At 67.4% G+C, this 20248-nt stretch carries 18 protein-coding genes; 6 read left to right on the top strand and 12 right to left on the bottom strand.

The features are described 5' to 3' along the window. Positions 1-57: 57 nt before the first annotated feature. Positions 58-3333 (bottom strand): PAS domain S-box protein, encoded by a 3276-nt coding sequence (locus tag WC597_RS14230; RefSeq protein WP_372694267.1) that lies wholly within the window; start codon positions 3331-3333, stop codon positions 58-60. 203 nt (positions 3334-3536) lie between these two features. Here WC597_RS14230 and WC597_RS14225 point away from each other — a divergent pair, with 203 nt between their 5' ends. From WC597_RS14225 to WC597_RS14210, 4 genes are all read left to right on the top strand, one after another. Then, a complete protein-coding gene (locus tag WC597_RS14225; RefSeq protein ID WP_372694265.1) occupies positions 3537-4718 on the top strand; it encodes a cell wall hydrolase in 1182 nt (393 codons plus the stop codon). An 80-nt stretch (positions 4719-4798) separates the two neighbouring features. Next, complete coding sequence (locus tag WC597_RS14220) at positions 4799-6736, top strand: PAS domain-containing protein (RefSeq protein WP_372694263.1); 1938 nt, start codon at positions 4799-4801, stop codon at positions 6734-6736. A gap of 65 nt (positions 6737-6801) precedes the next feature. Continuing rightward, positions 6802-7209 (top strand): response regulator, encoded by a 408-nt coding sequence (locus WC597_RS14215; protein WP_372694261.1) that lies wholly within the window; start codon positions 6802-6804, stop codon positions 7207-7209. A 71-nt stretch (positions 7210-7280) separates the two neighbouring features. After that, positions 7281-8240: an aldo/keto reductase gene (locus WC597_RS14210; protein WP_372694259.1), complete on the top strand. Its 960-nt coding sequence runs from the start codon at positions 7281-7283 to the stop codon at positions 8238-8240. A 76-nt stretch (positions 8241-8316) separates the two neighbouring features. Here WC597_RS14210 and trxB read toward each other — a convergent pair whose 3' ends face one another. Continuing rightward, positions 8317-9324: a thioredoxin-disulfide reductase gene (gene trxB / locus WC597_RS14205; RefSeq protein WP_372694257.1), complete on the bottom strand. Its 1008-nt coding sequence runs from the start codon at positions 9322-9324 to the stop codon at positions 8317-8319. 69 nt (positions 9325-9393) lie between these two features. Between trxB and WC597_RS14200 the strand changes: the two genes are divergently transcribed. Beyond that, on the top strand, positions 9394-9675 hold the full coding sequence (locus WC597_RS14200) for a hypothetical protein (protein ID WP_372694255.1): 282 nt from the start codon (positions 9394-9396) through the stop codon (positions 9673-9675). Between the two features lie 315 nt (positions 9676-9990). Here WC597_RS14200 and WC597_RS14195 read toward each other — a convergent pair whose 3' ends face one another. The 5 genes from WC597_RS14195 to WC597_RS14175 all read right to left on the bottom strand — a co-directional run bounded on the left by WC597_RS14195 (position 9991) and on the right by WC597_RS14175 (position 12952). Then, entirely contained in the window at positions 9991-10956 is a 966-nt protein-coding gene (locus WC597_RS14195) for a mitochondrial fission ELM1 family protein (RefSeq protein ID WP_372694253.1), read from the bottom strand. 184 nt (positions 10957-11140) lie between these two features. Continuing rightward, positions 11141-11614 carry a transcription elongation factor GreA gene (greA, locus tag WC597_RS14190; protein WP_346494833.1) on the bottom strand — a complete coding sequence of 158 codons (474 nt, stop codon included), beginning with the start codon at positions 11612-11614 and terminating at the stop codon, positions 11141-11143. 146 nt (positions 11615-11760) lie between these two features. Beyond that, positions 11761-11961 carry a hypothetical protein gene (locus WC597_RS14185; RefSeq protein WP_346494834.1) on the bottom strand — a complete coding sequence of 67 codons (201 nt, stop codon included), beginning with the start codon at positions 11959-11961 and terminating at the stop codon, positions 11761-11763. Between the two features lie 54 nt (positions 11962-12015). Beyond that, a complete protein-coding gene (locus WC597_RS14180; RefSeq protein WP_372694251.1) occupies positions 12016-12681 on the bottom strand; it encodes a glutathione S-transferase family protein in 666 nt (221 codons plus the stop codon). Positions 12682-12739: 58 nt separating this feature from the next. Next, positions 12740-12952: a cysteine protease gene (locus WC597_RS14175; RefSeq protein ID WP_372694249.1), complete on the bottom strand. Its 213-nt coding sequence runs from the start codon at positions 12950-12952 to the stop codon at positions 12740-12742. 99 nt (positions 12953-13051) lie between these two features. Between WC597_RS14175 and WC597_RS14170 the strand changes: the two genes are divergently transcribed. After that, entirely contained in the window at positions 13052-14335 is a 1284-nt protein-coding gene (locus WC597_RS14170) for a dicarboxylate/amino acid:cation symporter (protein ID WP_372694247.1), read from the top strand. Here the strand turns inward: WC597_RS14170 and WC597_RS14165 are convergent. The 5 genes from WC597_RS14165 to WC597_RS14145 form a co-directional block, all read right to left on the bottom strand. Then, entirely contained in the window at positions 14325-14609 is a 285-nt protein-coding gene (locus WC597_RS14165) for a DUF1294 domain-containing protein (protein WP_372694245.1), read from the bottom strand. The genes WC597_RS14170 and WC597_RS14165 overlap by 11 nt on opposite strands. A 64-nt stretch (positions 14610-14673) precedes the next feature. Further along, entirely contained in the window at positions 14674-17970 is a 3297-nt protein-coding gene (carB, locus tag WC597_RS14160; RefSeq protein WP_372694243.1) for a carbamoyl-phosphate synthase large subunit, read from the bottom strand. A gap of 25 nt (positions 17971-17995) precedes the next feature. Continuing rightward, positions 17996-18310 (bottom strand): hypothetical protein, encoded by a 315-nt coding sequence (locus tag WC597_RS14155; protein WP_236547491.1) that lies wholly within the window; start codon positions 18308-18310, stop codon positions 17996-17998. 136 nt (positions 18311-18446) lie between these two features. Then, positions 18447-19148 carry an HAD family hydrolase gene (locus WC597_RS14150; RefSeq protein ID WP_372694241.1) on the bottom strand — a complete coding sequence of 234 codons (702 nt, stop codon included), beginning with the start codon at positions 19146-19148 and terminating at the stop codon, positions 18447-18449. A 61-nt stretch (positions 19149-19209) separates the two neighbouring features. After that, complete coding sequence (locus WC597_RS14145) at positions 19210-20169, bottom strand: acyl-CoA thioester hydrolase/BAAT C-terminal domain-containing protein (RefSeq protein ID WP_372694239.1); 960 nt, start codon at positions 20167-20169, stop codon at positions 19210-19212. Positions 20170-20248: the final 79 nt, after the last annotated feature.

Below are 20248 nucleotides of genomic sequence, written 5' to 3'. Positions count from 1 at the left end.
GCCGACTGCTGAAGAGATCGACGCGTCGCAGCTCTGCGGCGCGTTTTTCTTTGCCTGTCAGCTTGCCGGCGCGGCGCTCAGTCGCTCCAGAAGGGCGCGCAACTGATCGGACGAATAGGGTTTGCGCAGCAGCGGCCAGGTCGTGTCGGCCAGCACCGCGTCCACATCCTCGCCGACATAGCCCGAGGTCAGGGCGATCCGCAGCTCGGGCCACTCGACCGCCGCCATACGCGCCAGCTCCACCCCGCTCATGCCGCCGGGCATGACCACATCGGTCAGCATCACGTCGAAGCGATCTGCGTGTAGGAACTTCAGCGCGTCGTCGCCATTCTCGGCCCAATCGACCTCAAGCCCAAAACCTTCCAGGATTTCCAGCGCCACGGCGGCGACGCCGGGATCGTCCTCGACCAGCAACATCCGTCCGCCCTCGGCCAGGGGAGCGTCGTCCCGGGACACCGCGACCGGCGCCGCCACCGCATCCTCGACGGACAGGGGGGGCAGATAGAGACAGATCTCGGCCCCCTGTCCCGGCTCGGACTCGATATGAACGCCGCCGCCCGACTGGCGTGCGAAACCATAGACCTGGCTGAGGCCCAGGCCCGTGCCCTTGCCGACGCCTTTGGTGGTGAAGAAGGGTTCGAACACCCGGTCCCGGATTTCGGGCGACATGCCCTCGCCATTGTCGGACACGGCGACGCAGACATAGTCGCCGGCCGCCAGTTCGGCGACATGGCCGGCCTCGACGGTGCAGGCCCGCGTCTGGACCGTGATCCGTGCATGGCGACCCTTGGCCCCCGTCACGTCGCCCAGGGCGTCGCGGGCGTTGACGATCAGGTTCAGCAGCGCCGCCTCGAACTGGGCCGGGTCCACATTGGCGCGCGCGCCGCCGCGCTTCAGCTTCACCTTGAAGTCGACCGCTTCTCCGACGGCGCGACGCAGCAAGGGTTCGCTTTCGCGGATCAGGGCGTTCAGGTCGATCGGCTCGGGCCTGAGGGCCTGACGCCGCGAGAAGGCCAGCAACTGGTGCGTCAGGCTTTCGCCACGTCGCGCCGCCGCCAGGGCCGCCTCGCCCAGCTTCTTGCGCTTGGCCGGGTCGTCGCTGCGCAGGATGATGTCCAGGGCGCCGATCACCACGGTCAGCAGATTGTTGAAATCGTGCGCCACCCCGCCGGTCAGCCGCCCGACCGCCTCCATCCGCTGGGCGTGAACCAGCTGGGCCTCGGCCTGGGCCTTTTCGATCAGGGCCTCATCGACCCGCTCCGCCAGCAGTTCGTTGATCCGTTTCAGGTCGTCCTCGGCGCGCTTGGCGTCGGTCACGTCCAGGCAGGCGCCGACATAGCCCTGGAACAGGCCCGAGGCGTCGAAGCGCGGCACGCCCTCGTTGCGCAGCCAGCGCAGGCCGAGCACGGGATGGTTGACCCGTGTCAGCGCCTCGAACCGATCCCTGGCCTCGAAGGCACGCATGAAGGCGGCGACGAAGACGCCCTCGTCGTCCGGGTGGATCAGGGCGCGCCAGCTGTCGGGCAGATGGCCGTCGGCCTCGACCCCGAAGAAGGTGCGGTATCGCCTGTTGGCGAACACCATCTGCGCGGCGTCGTCGCTCATCCAGATCAGGGCCGGCGCGCTGTCGGCGACGGTGCGGAAACGGTTTTCCGACTCCTCCAGCCTGGCTTGAGCCACGCGCATGTCGGTGACATCGAAGGCCACGCCGACGAAGCCGACGACCTCTGAGCCGTTCAGCCGGGGGCGTGAGAAGGACTTCAGCCAGCGCCATTCGCCGTCATGCCGGCGATAGCGGGCCTCCATCGAGAACGGTTCGTGCGTCTCTTCCCCCGCCACCGATTCCGCCAGGATGCGGGCATGATCGTCGGGGTGCAGCACGTCGCGCCAGTCCAGTGTGCGCACCGTCTCATAGTCCGACCCATAGAAGTCGACATAGGCCTGGTTGACGAAGGCGCGCGTGCGGTCCTGCTGCGTGACCCAGATCAGGACCGGGGCCGTGTCGGCGACGGCCCTGAACCGCTGCTCGCTCTCGCGGGTCTCGCTCTCGGCACGGGCGCGCTCGACCTCGGCCCAGGTCCGGGCGGCGACCTCCTCGACCAGGGCGACCTGGGCCTCGGTCCACAGACGCGGCGTCGCGGAGTGGACATAGAGGAAGGCGCGCAGGCGGCCCGTGCGGATCAGCGGCGCGCGGATCAAGGCGCGGGTCTGGATGGCTTCGAAGGCGTCGGCGAAGGCGGCCGTGCGTGCATCCTCTCGGACATCCTCGATCTGGATCGTGCGGCCTTCCGCCAGATCCGCGATCAGGCCTTCGCCGAAGGCGTTCAGGCTGAACTGGCCCTGGGCGCTGGCGACACCGGCGGTCCAGTCGCGGCTCATGGAGACGACGCCCGCCGCCTGATCCACCTCGCCATAGCCGACCCGGTCGGCGTCCAGCAGGGCGCCCAGGGCGCTCTCGACATCGGCCATGATCTCTTCGGGATCGGTCAGGTCGCGCAGGCGGTCGCTGAGGTCCAGCAGGAAGGCCTGGCGACGCTCGGCCCGCGCCGCCGTCTCCAGCGCCTCACGCGTCTCCGTCACGTCGAACGAGATGCCAGCATAGCCCAGGAAGACGCCCTGTCCGTCGAAGCGCGGTCGCACGATGGCCCGCATCCAGCGCCAGACGCCGTCCTGCCCTTTGATCCGCCCCTCCATCTCATAGGGCAGGCGGTCTGCGGCGGCGGACCGCTCGGCCGCCTTGATGGTCTCCAGGTCGTCGGGATGAACCGCCGCCTTCCAACCGCCCTCGCGCAGGGCTTCCACGGTCAGGCCATGCAGGGCGAAGACCGCCGCATTGACGAACTCAAACTCGCCCTCGGCGTTCAGCAGCCAGATGGGAGACGGCGCGGTATCGGCCAGCTGCCTGAACCGCGTCTCGCTTTCGCTCAGTCGCGAAATCGCGCTGCGCAACGACGCGCCGACCAGGGCCATGAACAGGCCGACCAGGACGAAGTTCCAGGTGGCGACCCCGCCTATGGCGCTCAAGATCCCGTCCCGGCCTGTCGTCGTCAGGGCGACGATGGCCCAGCCGCCTCCGGTGCAGATGGCGAGGGCCGCAAGGGCGCCGGCCCAGCCGCCCGCCAGCGCCGCGAGGGTCACGGCCGGCAGCAGGATGGCGAAACCGGTCACCTCGCCATAAAGGGCGGACGCCGCCGCGCGGACCGCCAGCCCGGCCAGGGCGAAGCCGACGCCGATCAGCACGCGACGCAGGGGCGATGTCGCGGACAGGCGCGCCAGGCCGATCAGCCAGCCGTCCATTCCCGCGATGCGCCGTGAGGCCGCGCCTTGGCTCATGCTGTTCCGCTTCCCCGGCCGAGTTGTCATCTCGCGACGTCGGAACGCAGCTTTACACCTTGCGTTTCGAGCGACCACCCCCGTCGCGCAGCGGGGGTCGTGATAACGACGGTCGTCGGATCGCCGGAAAATGGCCTATAAGTCCGACTAGATGCGCGGTTTCAGCGAGAGGCGATGGCGCCGATCGCGGCTGTGGATGGTGAATGACCCTGTTGCCCTGGAAGACGATGTGGACGGCGCTGCGGCGTTCGGCGGCGGCCCTGCCCGCGGCCGGCGCGGTGCTGGGCGTCGCAATGGCCGCCGGGTCCAGCGTGCGCCCGGATGTGGACCGTACCGCCGAGGCCGTGTCGCGCATCACCGGCGGCGATCTGGGCGAGGGCGGGCTGGCGGCGATCAGAGGTCGCCTGACCCCGTCGCAACTGGCCATGGCCATGCGTCATGACCCCAGCCTGCTGCAACCGGCCCTGTATGGCCTGACGCCGGGCTGGGAAAGCCTGACCCTGGCGGGCAAGCCGGGTCTGGAATTGGGCAAGAACGGGCTGGAGGCCCAGCGATTGAACGCCGCCATGGCGCCCGCTTCCGGCGCGCTGCGTCCCGCCCTGCCGTTCGTGTTCAAGGGCAGCGCCGAAGATCGCAGGCGCGCCCTGCGCTGCCTGACCCAGGCCGTCTATTTCGAGGCGGCGCTTGAGCCGGATAACGGCCAGGCGGGCGTGGCCCAGGTGGTGCTGAACCGCGTGCGCGATCCCAACTACGCCAACACGGTGTGCGGCGTGGTGTTCGAGGGCGCCGAGCGGACCACGGGCTGCCAGTTCAGCTTCACCTGCGACGGCTCGCTGGCCCAAGCGCCGGTCGGCTGGGCCTGGGACCGGGCGCGCAAGGTCGCGGAGAAGGCGCTGAACGGCGAGGTCGCCCAGCAGGTCGGCACCGCCACCCACTATCACGCCGACTATGTGCGTCCCTGGTGGGCGCCGACGGTGGCCAAGGTGACTCAGATCGGCGCGCACATCTTCTATCGCTGGAAGGGCGTTTATGGCGAAACCGCCGCCTTCCGCAAAGTCTATAACGGACGCGAGCCGGTCATCGATGAGGCGCGCTTCTCGCGGCCCCGCCTGACCATCGCCGCCGGCGCCGCGACCGGCGGCCCCGACCCCGACGCCCTGGCCAAGGACGCCCCGCTGCGCACCGTCGAGGTCGATGGTCAGCAGCGCGTCGTCGGCGTGATCAGCCTGGGTGGACGCCGCCTGCCGACCCGCGACGAGGTCGCGGCCATCAATGCCCGCCTGACCGCCCTGGAACGGCCGGCGACGGCGTCGAAGCCCGCCGCTCCCGCGCCCGAGGGCGTGGCGACCATGGACGTTGAAGAAGTCGGTCGTCCCACGAACTGAAATCCCGCATTGCAACGCTTTGACAGGTCTGGGCATTGATGCACGTGCCCGGACGTGACCGGCCCGACGAGGACGCCTGCTTGACCCACCCCAAAGTCGAATGTCCTAGGTGGGACGAGGCTGACCGTCTGAGGGCGCTCAAACAGTACGGCGTGCTGGATACGACGCCCGAGGCGTCGTTCGACGACCTCGCCAATCTGGCCGCGCGCATCTGCGAGACGACCATGGCCGCCGTCAGCCTGGTCGATGCCGAGCGTCAGTGGTTCAAGGCCGAGATCGGCCTGGGCGCGCGCGAGACGCCGCGCCCCCTGTCCTTCTGCGCCCACGCCATGCTCGCCGACGACGCCATGATCGTGAAGGACGCGCTTCTGGATCCCCGGTTCGCAGACAACGCCCTTGTGACGGGCGCGCCTCATATCCGCTTCTACGCCGGCCATCCGCTGAAGACGCCGGACGGCGTGTCGCTTGGCGCGCTGTGCGTGCTGGACGAAAAGCCGCGTCCCGAAGGCCTGACCGAGCTTCAGGCCATGGCGCTGAAGACCCTGGCCGAACAGGTCATGACCCAGCTGGAGCTGCGTCGCGCCCTGCTGGAGCGGGATCGCAGCCAGCACATCGCGCGCCTGGCGATGGAGGCCTCGGCCTATGTCGGCGCCTGGGACTGGGACATCACGCAAAATCTGGTCGTGGCCGACGAACGGTTCGCCCGCATGTATGGCGTCGACGCCGCCGCCGCCCAAAATGGCGCGCCGATCGAGGTCTTCACCGCCAGCGTCCACCCCGACGACGTCGCCCGCGTCCATGACGAGATCGAACGCGCCAAGTCGGGCGAGGGGATATTCGTCAGCGAATACCGTCTGACCAGCAATGGCGTGGTGCGCTGGGTTCTGGCGCGTGGTCAGGTCTATTTCGACCGCGCGGGCGAAGCCGTTCGCCTTCCCGGCATCGCCGTGGACATCACCGAGCGCAAGCAGATCGAGACGGATCTGGCCGAGACCGCGCGGGCGCTGAGCGAGAGCGAGACCCGGTTCCGCGTCCTGGCCGACGCCATGCCGCAGATGGTCTGGTCGACCCTGCCGGATGGGTTCCACGACTACTACAACGCCCGCTGGTACGAGTTCACGGGCGTGCCGGCCGGTTCGACGGACGGCGAGGGCTGGAACGACATGTTCCATGCCGACGACCAGCAGCGCGCCTGGGGTATCTGGCGTCATTCGCTGGAGACCGGCGAGCCTTATGAGATCGAATACCGGCTGAAGCATCACAGCGGCGTCTATCGCTGGACCCTGGGCCGGGCCGTCGCCGTGCGCGACGAACAGGGCGAGATAACCCGATGGTTCGGCACCCTGACCGACATCGACGAGCTGAAGAAGCTGGAGCAGGGCCGCGAACTGGTCAGCCAGGAGCTGAGCCACCGGATCAAGAACATCTTTGCGGTGATCACGGCCCTGGTGGCCCTGTCGGCGCGACAGTATCCCGAGGCCAAGGCCTTTTCCGCCTCGCTTCGCACGCGAATCGCCGCCCTGGCCCGCGCGCACGAGTTCGTGCGGCCGCATACCGAGACGTCAAAGACCACCATCGGCGCGACCACCCTGCATTCCTTCCTGTCCGACCTGTTCAAGGCCTATGCCGACGAGACGGGGACGCCGCGCGTCAGGATCGACGGTGACGACGCCGTGTTCGACGACCAGGCCGCGACCTCGGTCGCCCTGCTGTTCCACGAGCTGGCGACCAATGCGGCCAAATACGGCGCCCTGTCGGAAAAGGGGGGGCTGGTCGATCTGTCCACCGCACGCGACGAGGATCGGTTCGTCCTGACCTGGACCGAAAGCGGCGGTCCGACCGTGCAGGGAGAACCTTCGCGCACCGGATTCGGCTCGTCGCTGGCGACATTGTCGGTGCAGGGACAATTAGGCGGACGGCTGGAACGCGAATGGCGGGCGGAAGGTTTGAAGGTCATCGTCGATCTGCCGGCGACGGCGCTGTCGCGCCGCAGGGCCGCCAATGCTGTTGGAAATTAGCGTTATGTTGAAACCTATCGGTCAAAGTTGCGTTGTGTACGCTCCCGAGCATAAGCACTGACCCCATGACTGCGCGTATCCTCATCATCGAAGACGAAACCCTGGTTGCGATGGAGCTGCGTTTCGTACTGGAAGATCTGGGACATGAAGTCTTGGGTGTCGCCGCGACCGCAAAGGCCGCGCGCGATCTGGTGCGCGAGAACGATGTCGATCTTGCGCTGGTCGATATCCACCTGTCCGACGGCCCCACCGGCATCAACCTGGGCCGCGAACTGGGTCAGGAGATGGGCGTCTCCGTCCTGTTCATGACCGCCAACCCCGGCATGGTGCGCGACGGCGTCGCGGGGACCATCGGCGTTCTGTCCAAGCCGACCGACGAACAGGCGGTTCAGACCGCCGTCGATTACGCCCTGCGCCGCCGCCAGGGACAGCCGGTCGATTACGCGCCGCCGGGTCTTCAACTCTTCGGCTAACCGCTTCCGAGGCGGTTGCGGTCGCTGCGATGCGGCATATGTCGAGCGCTCCCCACAAGGAGACCTCCCCCATGACGACCGTGACCAAACGCAAGCTCGGCTCCAGCGGGCTGGACATCGCGCCTCTGGTGTTCGGCGGCAACGTCTTCGGCTGGACGGCGGACGAGGCGACGTCATTCGCCCTGCTGGACGCCTTCGTCGAGGCCGGCTTTGACGCCATCGACACCGCCGACGCCTATTCCCGCTGGGTTCCGGGCCATTCGGGCGGCGAGAGCGAGGTCATCATCGGCAAATGGCTGAAGGCGCGCGGTCGGCGCGACGACGTCAAGATCCTGACCAAGGTCGGGTCGGATATGGGCCAGGGCCACAACGACCTGTCGCCGGCCTGGATCGAGACGGCGGTCGAGGCGTCGCTGCGCCGGCTCCAGACCGACTATATCGACCTCTATCAGACCCACTGGCCCGATCCGAAGACGCCGCAGGAAGAGACTCTGCGCACGCTGGACAAACTGGTGAAGGCCGGCAAGGTCCGCGCCATCGGCACGTCGAACCATTCGGCCGAACAGGTAAGCGAGGCGCTGGCGATCTCCGACCGCGAAGGCCTGGCCGCCTATGCGACGATCCAGCCGCACTACAACCTCTACAGCCGCGACACCTTCGAGGGCGGGTTGCAGGATGTGGCGGTCGAGAAGGGGCTGGGCGTCATCACCTATTTCAGCCTCGAAAGCGGCTTCCTGACCGGCAAATACAAGACCATCGACCAGATCGTCGGGACCAAGCGCGAGGGGATGCTGAAGGACAAGTTCGACGAGCGCGGCGTGCGTATCCTGGCGGTGCTGGACGCTGTGGCCCAGAAGAACGAGGCGACTTCCGCCCAGGTGGCCCTGGCCTGGCTGCTGGCGCAGCCGGGCGTGACCGCGCCGATCGTCAGCGCGACCTCGACCGAACAGCTGGCCGACACCCTGAAGGCGGCGACCCTGACGCTGTCGGACGAGGATGTGGCGGAGCTGACGGAAGCGTCGGCTTACTGAAGTTTGGGGCCGTCCCCACCCGGTCTCGCTTCGCTCGACCACCCTCCCCTGAAGGGGAGGGAGATGCAAGTGAAGCCTACCAGACCCCGATCTTCTCCGCCTCGGCGTGGCTGATGGGGTGGTGAGCCTTGGCGTGGTCTTCTTCGGCGAGGAAGCGGCTGACTTCCAGGGCGGCCATGCAGCCCATGCCGGCGGCGGTGACAGCCTGGCGATAGACGTCGTCGGTGACGTCGCCGGCGGCCCAGACGCCCTCGATCTCGGTCGAGGCGGTGCCGGGTTTGACCCGCAGGTAGCCGCCGCTGTTGGTCTCCAGCTGGCCCTTGAACAGTTCCGACGACGGGGCGTGGCCGATGGCGATAAAGACGCCGTCTGCGGGGATTTCCCGGGTCGAGCCGTCATGGACGTTCTTGAGACGGACGCCGGTGACGTTTTTGGCCATGCCATCGACCACGCCGACGATCTCATCGACCGCCACGTTCCAGATCACCTGGATCTTGGGGTGGGCGAACAGGCGGTCCTGCAGGATCTTCTCGGCGCGGAACTCGTCCTTGCGGTGGATGACGGTGACCTTGGAGGCGAAGTTGGTCAGGAACAGCGCCTCTTCGACGGCGGTGTTGCCGCCGCCGACCACGACCACTTCCTTGCCGCGATAGAAGAAGCCGTCGCAGGTGGCGCAGGCCGACACGCCGAAGCCCTGATAGGCGGCCTCAGACTCCAGCCCCAGCCATTTGGCCTGGGCGCCGGTGGAGATGATGACGGTTTCGGCCAGGATCTCGTCGCCGCCGTCCAGCTTCAGCTTGAACGGGCGTTGCGACAGGTCGGCGGAGACGACGATGTCGTGGATGACTTCCGTGCCGACATGCAGGGCCTGGGCCTGCATCTGCTCCATCAGCCACGGACCCTGGATGGTCTCGGCGAAGCCGGGATAGTTCTCCACGTCGGTGGTGATGGTCAGCTGGCCGCCGGGCTGGATGCCGGCGATGACGACGGGATTCAGCGAGGCGCGGGCGGCGTAGATGGCGGCGGTCCAGCCGGCGGGGCCGGAACCGATGATGGCGACGCGAACGGTACGAGCTTGGGTCATGACGCCTATTTAGGCAGTGATTCCCGTTTGCGCGATGCTAGTCTCGCCTGACGAGAAGGGGAGATGGGGATGACGAACAAGGGTGCAGCCTTTTTGCCGATCGGAGTCGGCATGGGGATTTCGATCGGGGTGGCGCTGGGCGTCGCGCTGGATAACATCGGCCTGGGTCTCGCCTTGGGCACGGCCATCGGATCGGGCTTTGGCGTGGCGCTGATGGGCGCGGTGAACGCCAAGGCCAAGCCCACGAAGAATGGCGACGGGTCGGACGGCGGCGGTGCGGTGGTCCCGACGTCGGACACGCATCATCAGAGCGGCCATGACGGCGGCTCGGACGGCGGCGGGGGCGACTAAACGCCACTATAATTTTTTTGAGTGCACTTTAGTGCAGATTTTTGCGAGCCATTCTTAAGGCCCCTCCTTAGCTGGTGATCGACCTTAGGTCGCGCCTGCGTCAAGATCGGACGTGATGGAGGGCGTTGTTGTCTTCTTTCGTCATCCTCCGGCAAGCCGCTTGCGGCGCAGACCGGGGGAGCCAGCGGCGCCGAAGGCGATGTGTCCGTTGCGAGATGTTGGAAGCTGTTCGTCCGCGACAGGTTCGCGCTCTCGTGCGCCGCTGGGTCCCCCGGTCGCTGCGCGCCGGAGGATGACGAAAACGAAGGAAGGGAGTTACCGCGCCCGCATCGCTTCCAGCACGGCCCGCGCCGCGCGGTCGGTCTCGGCCAGGGGATCGTAGGTCCAGCTGTCCAGCGTGCCGTCAAAGGGCTGCGTCGCGCCGCGTGATTGCAGGTCGTCGTGCAGGCGGGCGAACTTGTCGCCGGACTTCAGCGGGATCATCGGCAGGATGTGGACAGGATTGCCGGTCGAGGCGGCCTCTGCGGCCATGTTGGCGCTGTCCTCGGTGACCAGCACGTGGTCGGCGTAATGCAGGAAGCCGAACAGGGGGTTGTCGCCGGTCCCGTCCCAGATCCAGCCGGGCAGTTTCGACAGGCGGGCGGTCATGGCCGCCTTGGCCGCGTCGGGCGTGCGGCGCGAGAAGGTCAGCATCAACGAACCGCCCGACGCTCGCACGGCGTCCGCGATCTGATCGGCCAGGTCCGCCGCATGGGCCTCGGGCAGGTCGAAGGCCCTGGACTTGCCGCCGATCAATACGGCGACGCGCGGATGGGGCAGGGGGGCGATCCGGTCGGCGAAGGCGGGCGCGGCCTCGGCGATCCGCTGCGGCGTGATGCGGTGTGGCGAGCCGGTGATCTCGAAGACATTGTCGCCCGACAGTTCGTCATGGGCGGGGGCCACGATCAGGTCGTAACGGTCGTTGGCCCAGCGCGGATCCTGGGTCTGGACGACGAAGGTCTTGCCGCCGCTCCAGGCCTTGACGCGGGTCGAGAGGGGCAGGGTCGCGCGGCCGGTGGCGATCCACAGATCGGGCCACGGACCGGTCAGAGGCGCGGACGCCAGCATGGCCGGGGTCTTCAACGTCGAGGGCAGGCGGTCGAACAGCGGCCGCCAGCGGATGTGTTTGATCGCGATGTCGGAAGGGGTCAGACGCTGAACGGCCTCGGCGAGGCCCAGCGCCTGGTTCTCGATGCCGGCGCGGCCGTCGGAGACGACCCAGATGGAGAGGGGTGGTGTCATCTGCTCTCTCTCCCCCTGCGGGGGAGGGTGGCCGAGCGCAGCGAGGTCGGGTGGGGAGGGCGGAGCGAAACCCCACTGACCTCACATGTTTCAGACAGTGCGTCCCTGCCGGGCCGCCCCAACCCCGTCGCTGCGCGACGACCCTCCCCGGAACGGGGAGGGAGAAGGTCGTGCGAAGTGTGGCTTACTTCCACTCGACCTTGAGGATTTCGTAGGCCTTCACGCCGCCGGGGGTGTTGACCTCGACGACGTCGCCGACCTCCTTGGAGATCATGGCGCGGGCGATGGGCGAGGCGATGGAGACCTTGCCCTTCTTCACGTCGGCTTCGTGCTCGCCGACGATCTGGTAGCGGGCCTCGTCTTCGGTATCCTCGTCGACCACGGTGACCGTGGCGCCGAACTTGACCTGGCTGCCCGACAGTTTCGACACGTCGATGACCTGGGCGCGGCTGATCTTGTCCTCGATGTCCGCGATCTGGCCTTCGATCCAGCCCTGCCGCTCCTTGGCGGCATGGTATTCGGCGTTTTCAGACAGGTCGCCATGTTCGCGGGCCTCGGATATGGCCGCGATGACGCTCGGCCTTTCGACCGACTTCAATTGCTTCAGTTGATCGTCGAGGACACGGTAGCCCTCGCCCGTCATCGGCACTTTTTCCATTGGTGTCGTGATTTTTCTGGTTCGCCCGGAGACTGGAAAGACGCGGAGTAAGCATACAAAAGGCCGCGGGGCGGGCGCGGCCGGGCATCAATACTAGGGTTTCCCGCTCAAGTTTTCAAGAGCGGGACCCCGAGCCGATGAAAACATCAGGCTCGGGCGGGAGGTTCGGACTTGGGATCGCGGCGCAGGACGCCCTTGATCAGGCTGTAGGCCAGCCAGGCGACGGCCGCGAGACCGGCCAGCATGAACAGGCCCGAGACAAGGGCGGCTCCTGCAGCCATGAAGGCCAGGATGAAGGCGACGGCCGCTGCAAGTCCGGCCACGATCTGAATTGTTTGAAGGCGCATGGCCTATTAACGTTCTGGGCGACGACAGGTTGCGTCGCCCCGATCACGATCCGATCACGCGTAGCTGTAGGGGCCGCCGCGCTCCAGGGCGCGCTGATAGGCGGGGCGGGCATGGATGCGGGCCAGGAAGGCTTTCAAGCGGGGTTTCGTCGCCGCGTCGAACGCCCGGTCTGCGCCGGCCTCGACGGGGAAGCTCATCATGATGTCGGCGGCGGTGAACTGATCGCCCGCGAACCATTCCGACCGGCCCAGTTCGTCTTCCCAAAAGCCGACATGAGTCTTCAGCTGCGGATCGACGAAGCTGGTCAGGGCCTTGTTCGCGATGCTCTTCACCAGCGGCTTCAACAGGGCCGGCGCGCGGCGTGGAAGCATGCCGAACACCAGTTTCAGCAGCAGGGGCGGCATGGCCGAGCCCTCGGCGTAGTGCAGCCAATAGGTGAAGCGGCGACCGTCCTCGGTCCCCACCGCCGGCCGCAACCGACCCCGGCCGTAGGTGTCGAGCAGATATTCGACGATGGCCCCGGTCTCGGCGACCTTGACCCCGCCGTCCTCGATCACCGGCGACTTGCCCAGAGGATGGATAGCCAGCAGTTCGGGCGGCGCCAGGCGGTTGCCTGCATTTCGTTCATAGCGGATGACTTCATAGTCCACCCCCAGCTCTTCCAGCAGCCACAGGACACGCTGGGAACGGCTGTCGTTCAGGTGATGGACTTTGATCATGGGTCGGCTCCAGGCGACGAGAGGCGACTATTCGCATCGCCGCCCCAGAAGTCGAGCGCTATAGCGGCCGGCGACCGCTCCACCGCGCTCGGGGCTCGGGCGCCGGCTTAGGCGTGATTTGCGGCTTGCCGCCTTCGCGGCGATTGCGCCAGACCTCATAGGCCAGGGTGGCCAGCGCCAGCTTGCCGGCATGGCGACCGGCGACGCGGCGTCCGCCCTTGGACAGCAGCAGGCCGCCGAGGATGGGAACGAGTTTGTTCAGACGGGACATGATTGATCTCCTTCCCCCACCCAACGCGCGGAACGACATCGCGTTTCGACCTGCGACGACAGTGTTCGCGCGATGCGAAAGCAGTGCTAGCCCTGTCGCATGACACGTTCTCGCTTCGCCGCCTTCTTCACTTCGCTCAGCTTCTTCGTCATCGCCGCCCTGGTCGCGGGCGTGGTCGTGGGGGCCTTGGCCCAAGGGACCGACGCCCCCTGGCTGACCGGATCGCTGGGGGTGGTCGAAAGCCTGGGCCAGGTCTGGCTGAACGCGCTGCGGATGACCGTCATTCCCCTGGTGTTCAGCCTGCTTGTGACCGGCATCGTCTCCATCGCCGATGCCGCGGCGACGGGGCGGATCGCCGTGCGGTCGCTGGTGGTGTTCGGCATGCTGCTGGTCGGGGCCACCGTCTATGCCATCTTGGCGGGGCTGGGCCTGCTGGCGATCTGGCCCATCGACCCGGAGGCCGGCAGGGGCCTGCTGGCGGGGGTGTCGGCCGATTCGCTGGCGACCGTGGGCGAGGCGGCGCGGACGGACGGTCTGCGCGCCTTCCTGGCCAGTTTGGCGCCGGCGAATGTGATCAAGGCGGCGGCGGACGACGGGGTGCTGGCGGTCGTGGTCTTCGCCGTCGCCTTCGGCTTTGCGGCGACGCGGATCAAGTCCGAGCTGCGCCGGCCGCTGGCCGGCTTCTTCGAGGCGGTGGCTGAGACGATGGTCGTGATCGTCCACTGGGTGCTGCTGGCCGCGCCGTTCGGCGTGTTCGCCCTGGCGCTGGGCGTCGGCCTGCGGGCCGGGCTGGGGGTGGCGGGGACGCTGGCCCACTATGTCGCCATCGTCTGCCTCAGCCAGATCGGCCTGATCCTGATCACCTATGTGGTCGCCATCGTCTGGGGACGAATTTCGCTGGCCCGGTTCGCTCGGGCCGTGGCCCCGGCTCAGGTCGTCGCCGTCTCGACCCAGTCGTCGCTGGCCAGCCTGCCGGTCATGATCGAGCGGGCGCGCGACTGGCTGGGCGTGCCGCAATCGTCGGCTGGTCTGGTGCTGCCGTTGGCGGTGGCGGTTTTCCGCATCACCAGCCCCGTCGCCAACCTGGCGGTCTGCCTCTATGTGGCGCAGTTGCATGGGGTGGAGCTCAGCCTGGGCGTGTTGATCGCGGGCGGGCTGACGGCCATCGCCGTGTCCATCGCCTCGGTCGGCTTGCCGGGCCAGGTCAGCTTCTTCGCCGCCATCGGCCCCATCTGCCTGGCCATGGGCCTGCCGCTGGGCGTCCTGCCCCTGCTGCTGGCGGTCGAGGTCATTCCCGACATCTTCCGCACCGTCGGCAACGTCACCGCCGACCTGGCCGCGACGCGGATCGTGGCGGGTGAGGACGATCCCGCTACAGAATGACCCAGGCGGCGCCGGCCGCCAGCAGGATCAAATGCAGCACGACGACCAGGCCGAACTGCGTCCTGAACGGCTCCTTGCGCGTCTTGTGGCGGAGCAGATGCTGACCCATCCAGGCGCCCAGGCCGCCGATCAGGCCAAACAGCAGCAGGGTCGCCTCCGGCGTGCGCCACAGACCGGCCTTGGCCTTTTGCTTGTCCCTGGCGAAGGCGACGAACCCCAAGACTTCAGCGATCAGGATCGCAATCAGGGCGAGGTCGAGATTTGAGATCGGCATGTCCCTGGTTTCCAGCCGCTACGCGTTCGCAGCGTACATCCGGAAACCGGAGATTTCGTAAACGTCAGGCGTAGTCCTGGATCGGGCGGACATCCAGGTCGCCGGCCTTGATGGCGCCGATGGCCTGGGCTGCCGCCAGGGCGCCGGCGGTGGTGGTGTAGTAGGGGATCTTCATCATCAGGGCGGTGCGGCGCAGGCTGAAACTGTCCTGCAGCGACTGCTTGCCCGAGGTGGTGTTGAAGACCAGGTGGACCTCGCCGTTCTTCATGGCGTCCACGATGTGCGGACGGCCTTCCAGCACCTTCTTGACCAGTCCGACCTCCAGCCCTTGTTCCACCAGATAGGTGTGGGTGCCGCCGGTGGCCATCAGGGTGAAGCCTTCGGCCAGCAGCGTCCGGGCCGCATCGACGATGAAGGGCTTGTCCTCGTCCTTGACCGAGATGAAGGCGCAGCCCGAGGTCGGCAGGGTGGTGCCGCCGCCGATCTGGGACTTGGCGAAGGCGCGGGCGAAGGCGGGGGCCATGTCGGCCTCGCCGTCGCGCTTCCAGTCCAGGCCCATGACCTCGCCGGTCGAGCGCATTTCCGGGCCCAGGATGGTGTCGACCCCGGCGAAGCGGGCGAACGGGAAGACGGCTTCCTTGACCGCGATATGGTCGTAGGGCTTGTCCGCCAGGCCGAAGGATTTCAGCGGCACGCCGGCCATGACCTTGGCGGCGATGGAGGCGATCGGCTGACCGATGGTCTTGGCGACGAAGGGCGCCGTGCGCGAGGCGCGCGGGTTCACTTCCAGCACGAAGATGCGGGGTTCGGCGCTGTGCGGCTCTTCGATGGCGAACTGCACGTTCATCAGGCCGCGCACCTTCAAGGCCTTGGCCATTTCGGTGGTCTGGCGCTTCAGCTCGGCGACGATCTCGTCCGACAGTGAGAAGGGCGGCATGGAGCAGGCGCTGTCGCCCGAGTGGACGCCGGCTTCCTCGATATGTTCCAGCACGCCCGCCACGAACACCGTCTCGTCGTCGCACAGGGCGTCGACGTCCACCTCGGTGGCGCGGTTCAGATAGTGGTCGATCAGGACGGGGTCAGAGCCCGAGACGCGCATGGCCTCGTGGACGTAGCGGTCCAGTTGTTCGCGGTCGTGGACGATCATCATGCCGCGGCCGCCCAAGACGTAGGAGGGGCGCAGCACGACGGGATACCCGACCTCTTCCGCCTTCTGAGCGGCTTCTTCGGCCGAACGGGCCAAGCCGTTGGGCGGCTGGCGCAGGCCGATGCCTTCAAGCATCTGCTGGAACCGCTCGCGGTCCTCGGCCAGGTCGATGGAGTCGACGGACGTGCCCAGCACAGGGATGCCGTCTTCCTGCAGCGCATGGGCCAGCTTCAGCGGAGTCTGGCCGCCGAACTGGACGACGCAGCCGATCAGGTCGCCGTTCGAGCGCTCGACATCGATCAGTTCCAGCACATCCTCTTCCGTCAGCGGCTCGAAATACAGGCGGTCGGAGGTGTCGTAGTCGGTCGAGACGGTCTCGGGGTTGCAGTTGACCATGATCGATTCGACGCCGATGTCGTCGAAAGCGAAGGCCGCGTGGCAGCAGCAGTAGTCGAACTCGATCCCCTGGCCGATCCGGTTCGGACCGCCGCCCAGGATGATGGCCTTCTTCTTGTTGGTCGGCTCGGACTCGCACTCGGGGATCTGGCCCAGGGCGCCGGTCTCATAGGTCGAATACATATAGGCGGTGGCCGACGCGAACTCGGCGGCGCAGGTGTCGATCCGCTTGAAGACGGGGCGCACGTTCAGGCCGCGACGGGCCAGGCGCACGGTCTTTTCGGTCGCGCCGGTCAGTTGCGCCAAGCGGGCGTCGGAGAAGCCCTTGGACTTCAGGCGGCGGAACTCGGTCGGATCGGCCGGCAGGCCCTTGACCCGCACATGGCCTTCCTCGCGCACGATGTCGGCGATCTGGCGCAGGAACCACGGCTCATACGAACAGGCGGCGTTGACCTCCTCGACCGTCAGGCCGTGGCGGAAGGCCTGGGCGATGACGCGGATGCGATCGGGCGTGGGGATGCCCAGCGCACGCACCACGGCGTTGCGGGCGGTGTCGCCGTCCGCGCCTTCCACGCCGTCGATCTCGATCTCGTCGAAGCCCGACAGGCCGGTCTCAAGCCCGCGCAGGGCCTTCTGCATCGATTCCTGGAAGGTCCGGCCGATGGCCATGACCTCGCCCACCGACTTCATCGAGGTGCCCAGCAGGGGCTCCGAGCCGGGATATTTCTCGAAGGCGAAGCGGGGGATCTTGGTCACGACATAGTCGATGCTCGGCTCGAACGAGGCGGGCGTGACCTGGGTGATGTCGTTGGTCAGTTCGTCCAGCGTGTAGCCGACTGCCAGACGCGCCGCGACCTTGGCGATGGGGAAGCCGGTGGCCTTGGACGCCAGGGCGGACGAGCGCGACACGCGCGGGTTCATCTCGATCACGACCATGCGGCCGTCGGCCGGGTTGATGGCCCACTGGACGTTCGACCCGCCCGTCTCGACGCCGATCTCGCGCAGGACGTTGATCGAACCGGTCCGCATCCGCTGATATTCCTTGTCGGTCAGCGTCAGGGCGGGGGCGACGGTGATGCTGTCGCCCGTGTGGACGCCCATCGGGTCGATGTTCTCGATGGAGCAGATGATGATGCAGTTGTCCGCCGTGTCGCGGACGACTTCCATCTCATATTCCTTCCAGCCCAGCACCGATTCCTCGATCAGGACCTCGGTCGTCGGCGACAGGTCCAGGCCGCGCAGGACGATCTCCTCGAACTCCTCGCGGTTGAAGGCGATGCCGCCGCCGGTGCCGGCGAGCGTGAAGGACGGGCGGACGACGGCGGGCAGGCCGACGAACTCAAGCCCCTCCAGCGCCTCTTGCATCGAATGAGCCGCCTTGGAGCGGGGGCTTTCCAAACCCAGCTTGTCCATGGCGTCACGGAATTTCTGGCGATCCTCGGCCTTGTCGATCACGTCGGCTTTCGCCCCGATCATCTCTACGCCGTATTTTGTCAGGGCGCCCGACGCGTCCAGGGCCAGGGCCGTGTTCAGCGCCGTCTGGCCGCCCATGGTGGGCAGCAGGGCGTCGGGGCGTTCCTTGGCGATGATCTTCTCGACCATCTCGGGCGTGATCGGCTCGATATAGGTGGCGTCGGCCACCTCCGGGTCCGTCATGATGGTGGCGGGGTTCGAGTTGACCAGGATGACCCGGTAGCCCTCCGCCTTCAGGGCCTTGCAGGCCTGAACGCCGGAATAGTCGAACTCGCACGCCTGGCCGATGACGATCGGGCCGGCGCCGATGATGAGGATGGACTTGATGTCTGTGCGCTTGGGCATCGCCAGCTCTTCTTCTTATTGAACGCTAATGGGTCACGACCGCGCAGTCCCAGCCGTCGTAGTCCAGCTGGAAGGCCGCGGCCCAGGTCTGCATCATGGCGGAGGTCGCGGCGAACGACGCCTCGTCCACCGCCATGGTGGTCTCAAGTGTGGTGGAATCGTCGGCGCCTCCGGTCAGGAAGCCGGCGCGACGCGCGACCTCGTTCAGGTCGCCGTGGTCGCCTTCGCCATAGAAGTAGAAACGCGTGTGACGCGGGGTCACGCCGCTGTCGCCCTGTTCGGCCAGCGCCGCGCGCACCATGGCGTCGCGTTCGTCATGACTGATGTCCGAGGCGTCCAAGGGGCTGCGTCGTCCTTCGTTCTCTGTCGTTCTCTGGGCGCGCGAGAAGTCCCCGCAGAGCCTGGCCCTGCGACGCTCACGTCTGCTTATCGGTTAAGCGGCCCGTTTAGAGAGGGAGTGGCGAGGGGGCAAGACCTTATGCGTCCGCGATCGCCGCGATCCAGTCGGGGAGTTCGCCGATGCGGGCCAGCGAGACGTAGCGGGGCTCGTTGACCGGGGCGTCGGCCAGTTCGTGGGCCCAGGTGACGTGGTAGGGGATGTGGACGCCGAAGGCGCCGGCGGCGATGGCGGGCAGGACGTCGGACTTCATGGAGTTGCCGGCCATGACGGCCTCGGCCGCGCCGGCGCCATAGCGGGCGAAGACGCGGTCGTAGGTGGCGCGGTCCTTTTCCGAGACGATCTCGACGGCGCTGAACCGTTCGCCCAGGCCCGAGGCGGCCAGCTTGCGTTCCTGGTCCAGCAGGTCGCCCTTGGTGATCAGGACGAGCCGGTATTTTTCGGACAGTTCGGCGATCACCTCGTCCACGCCGGGCAGGGTCTCGACCGGGTGGGCCAGCATTTCGCGGCCGGCGGCCAGGATCTCGCGCACCACATGGGGCGGGGCCTCGCCGCCCGTCAGCTCCATCGCCGTCTCGATCATCGACAGGGTGAAGCCCTTCACGCCATACCCATAGAGGCGCAGGTTGCGTTGTTCGGTCTCGGCGAGGCGCGCCTCGATGGTCGGTTCGTCGCCGTGGTCGGCCAGAAGATCGACGAACCGCGCATGGGTCAGGCGGAAGATCGTCTCGTTGTGCCAAAGGGTGTCGTCGGCATCGAGGCCGACCGTGGTGATGGGCATGGGCAGGGTCCGGTTGCGACGGGCCGCTTTGGCCCGTCACGCGCCGGATCGCAAGCCTGCGTCAGTCCGCCAGCGCCTGTTTCAGGAAGGCGACGGTCCTGGGCCAGACATCGTTGCGCGCCGCGACCAGGCCTTCGGCCGTGCCGCCCAGGAAGGGCAGCTGGGCGCGGACATTGGGCGAAGCCTCGGCCATGGGTGGGCCGAAGACGCCGTGTCCGGCATGGTCATAGGCTAGGTGCGTCACCGGATAGGCGAAGGCGTGGGCCTTCAGCCGCGCCTCGATGCGCCGTCCCATGTCCGTCGAGGGCCACAGGCCGTCGTCGGTCGCCGAGACCAGAAGCACAGGCCCCGCGATCCGCTCGACCGCGATCTCGGCGTCCGGTGACGCCTTGGGCAGGCTGTCGGCATACAGGCGATAGACGCCCTGGAAGCCGTTCGGCATCTCGTAGCGCACATAGGGCAGGGGCTGGCCGGCGGCGGTCCAGGAGGCGCCGGTCTCGCCGCCGCTCATGTCGATGCCTTGCCAGACGAGGTTTGTGGGCACGCCGGCGACGACGGCCTTGATGCGGTCGTCGCGGCTGGCGGTTAAAAGGGCAAGTTCGGCCCCCTTCGAGACGCCCAGGACCGCGATCGGCTCGTCGCCCTCGCCGGGGCGCGCCCGCAGCCAGTCGATGGCTTTGCCGACAGGCTCTATCGGGATGAGGTCCAGTTTGGCCGTCTGATCGGGGCCGCCGAAATAGGAGACGGCGATGGCGTCCAGTCCGTCGGCCGCCAGCCGGCGCGCCATCGCGCGAGAGCCGTTGAAGCCGCCCTCAGACCCGCCCAGCACGACCACGGCGCCGCGCGACGCCGCACCCGCCGGAGCGGCGAAATATTCGGCGACGAGATCGCTTTGGCGGATCACGGCGGTCGCGGCGGCCGGGGTAACCGCGGTGGTTTGGGGCGCTGGCGTCTGGGCCATCGCGGGCGCGGACAGGCAGGCGAATGCGAGAAGCGAGAGAGACAGCAGGGGGCTGCGCATGGGGAACTCCGTTGAGATGAGTACTTTAAAATACAAAGAACTTATCGTGTCAACGTGTCTCGGGCATTCTGGTCTGGTG

The organism is Brevundimonas sp. (assembly GCF_041648115.1).
GTDB lineage: Bacteria > Pseudomonadota > Alphaproteobacteria > Caulobacterales > Caulobacteraceae > Brevundimonas.
The sequence above is the reverse complement of the archived record's forward strand: the minus strand, read 5'-3'. Positions and strand labels throughout refer to the sequence as shown.

Bases quoted from the DNA above. Each gene is read 5' to 3' on its own strand.
- WC597_RS14225 (WP_372694265.1), top strand. From the start codon at position 3,537: ATGACCCTGTTGCCCTGGAAGACGATGTGGACGGCGCTGCGGCGTTCG.
- WC597_RS14180 (WP_372694251.1), bottom strand. From the start codon at position 12,681: ATGATCAAAGTCCATCACCTGAACGACAGCCGTTCCCAGCGTGTCCTG.
- greA (WP_346494833.1), bottom strand. From the start codon at position 11,614: ATGGAAAAAGTGCCGATGACGGGCGAGGGCTACCGTGTCCTCGACGAT.
- WC597_RS14145 (WP_372694239.1), bottom strand. From the start codon at position 20,169: ATGCGCAGCCCCCTGCTGTCTCTCTCGCTTCTCGCATTCGCCTGCCTG.
- WC597_RS14150 (WP_372694241.1), bottom strand. From the start codon at position 19,148: ATGCCCATCACCACGGTCGGCCTCGATGCCGACGACACCCTTTGGCAC.
- WC597_RS14185 (WP_346494834.1), bottom strand. From the start codon at position 11,961: ATGCGCCTTCAAACAATTCAGATCGTGGCCGGACTTGCAGCGGCCGTC.
- trxB (WP_372694257.1), bottom strand. From the start codon at position 9,324: ATGACCCAAGCTCGTACCGTTCGCGTCGCCATCATCGGTTCCGGCCCC.
- WC597_RS14230 (WP_372694267.1), bottom strand. From the start codon at position 3,333: ATGAGCCAAGGCGCGGCCTCACGGCGCATCGCGGGAATGGACGGCTGG.
- WC597_RS14175 (WP_372694249.1), bottom strand. From the start codon at position 12,952: ATGTCCCGTCTGAACAAACTCGTTCCCATCCTCGGCGGCCTGCTGCTG.
- WC597_RS14215 (WP_372694261.1), top strand. From the start codon at position 6,802: ATGACTGCGCGTATCCTCATCATCGAAGACGAAACCCTGGTTGCGATG.
- WC597_RS14200 (WP_372694255.1), top strand. From the start codon at position 9,394: ATGACGAACAAGGGTGCAGCCTTTTTGCCGATCGGAGTCGGCATGGGG.
- carB (WP_372694243.1), bottom strand. From the start codon at position 17,970: ATGCCCAAGCGCACAGACATCAAGTCCATCCTCATCATCGGCGCCGGC.
- WC597_RS14170 (WP_372694247.1), top strand. From the start codon at position 13,052: ATGACACGTTCTCGCTTCGCCGCCTTCTTCACTTCGCTCAGCTTCTTC.
- WC597_RS14165 (WP_372694245.1), bottom strand. From the start codon at position 14,609: ATGCCGATCTCAAATCTCGACCTCGCCCTGATTGCGATCCTGATCGCT.
- WC597_RS14210 (WP_372694259.1), top strand. From the start codon at position 7,281: ATGACGACCGTGACCAAACGCAAGCTCGGCTCCAGCGGGCTGGACATC.
- WC597_RS14195 (WP_372694253.1), bottom strand. From the start codon at position 10,956: ATGACACCACCCCTCTCCATCTGGGTCGTCTCCGACGGCCGCGCCGGC.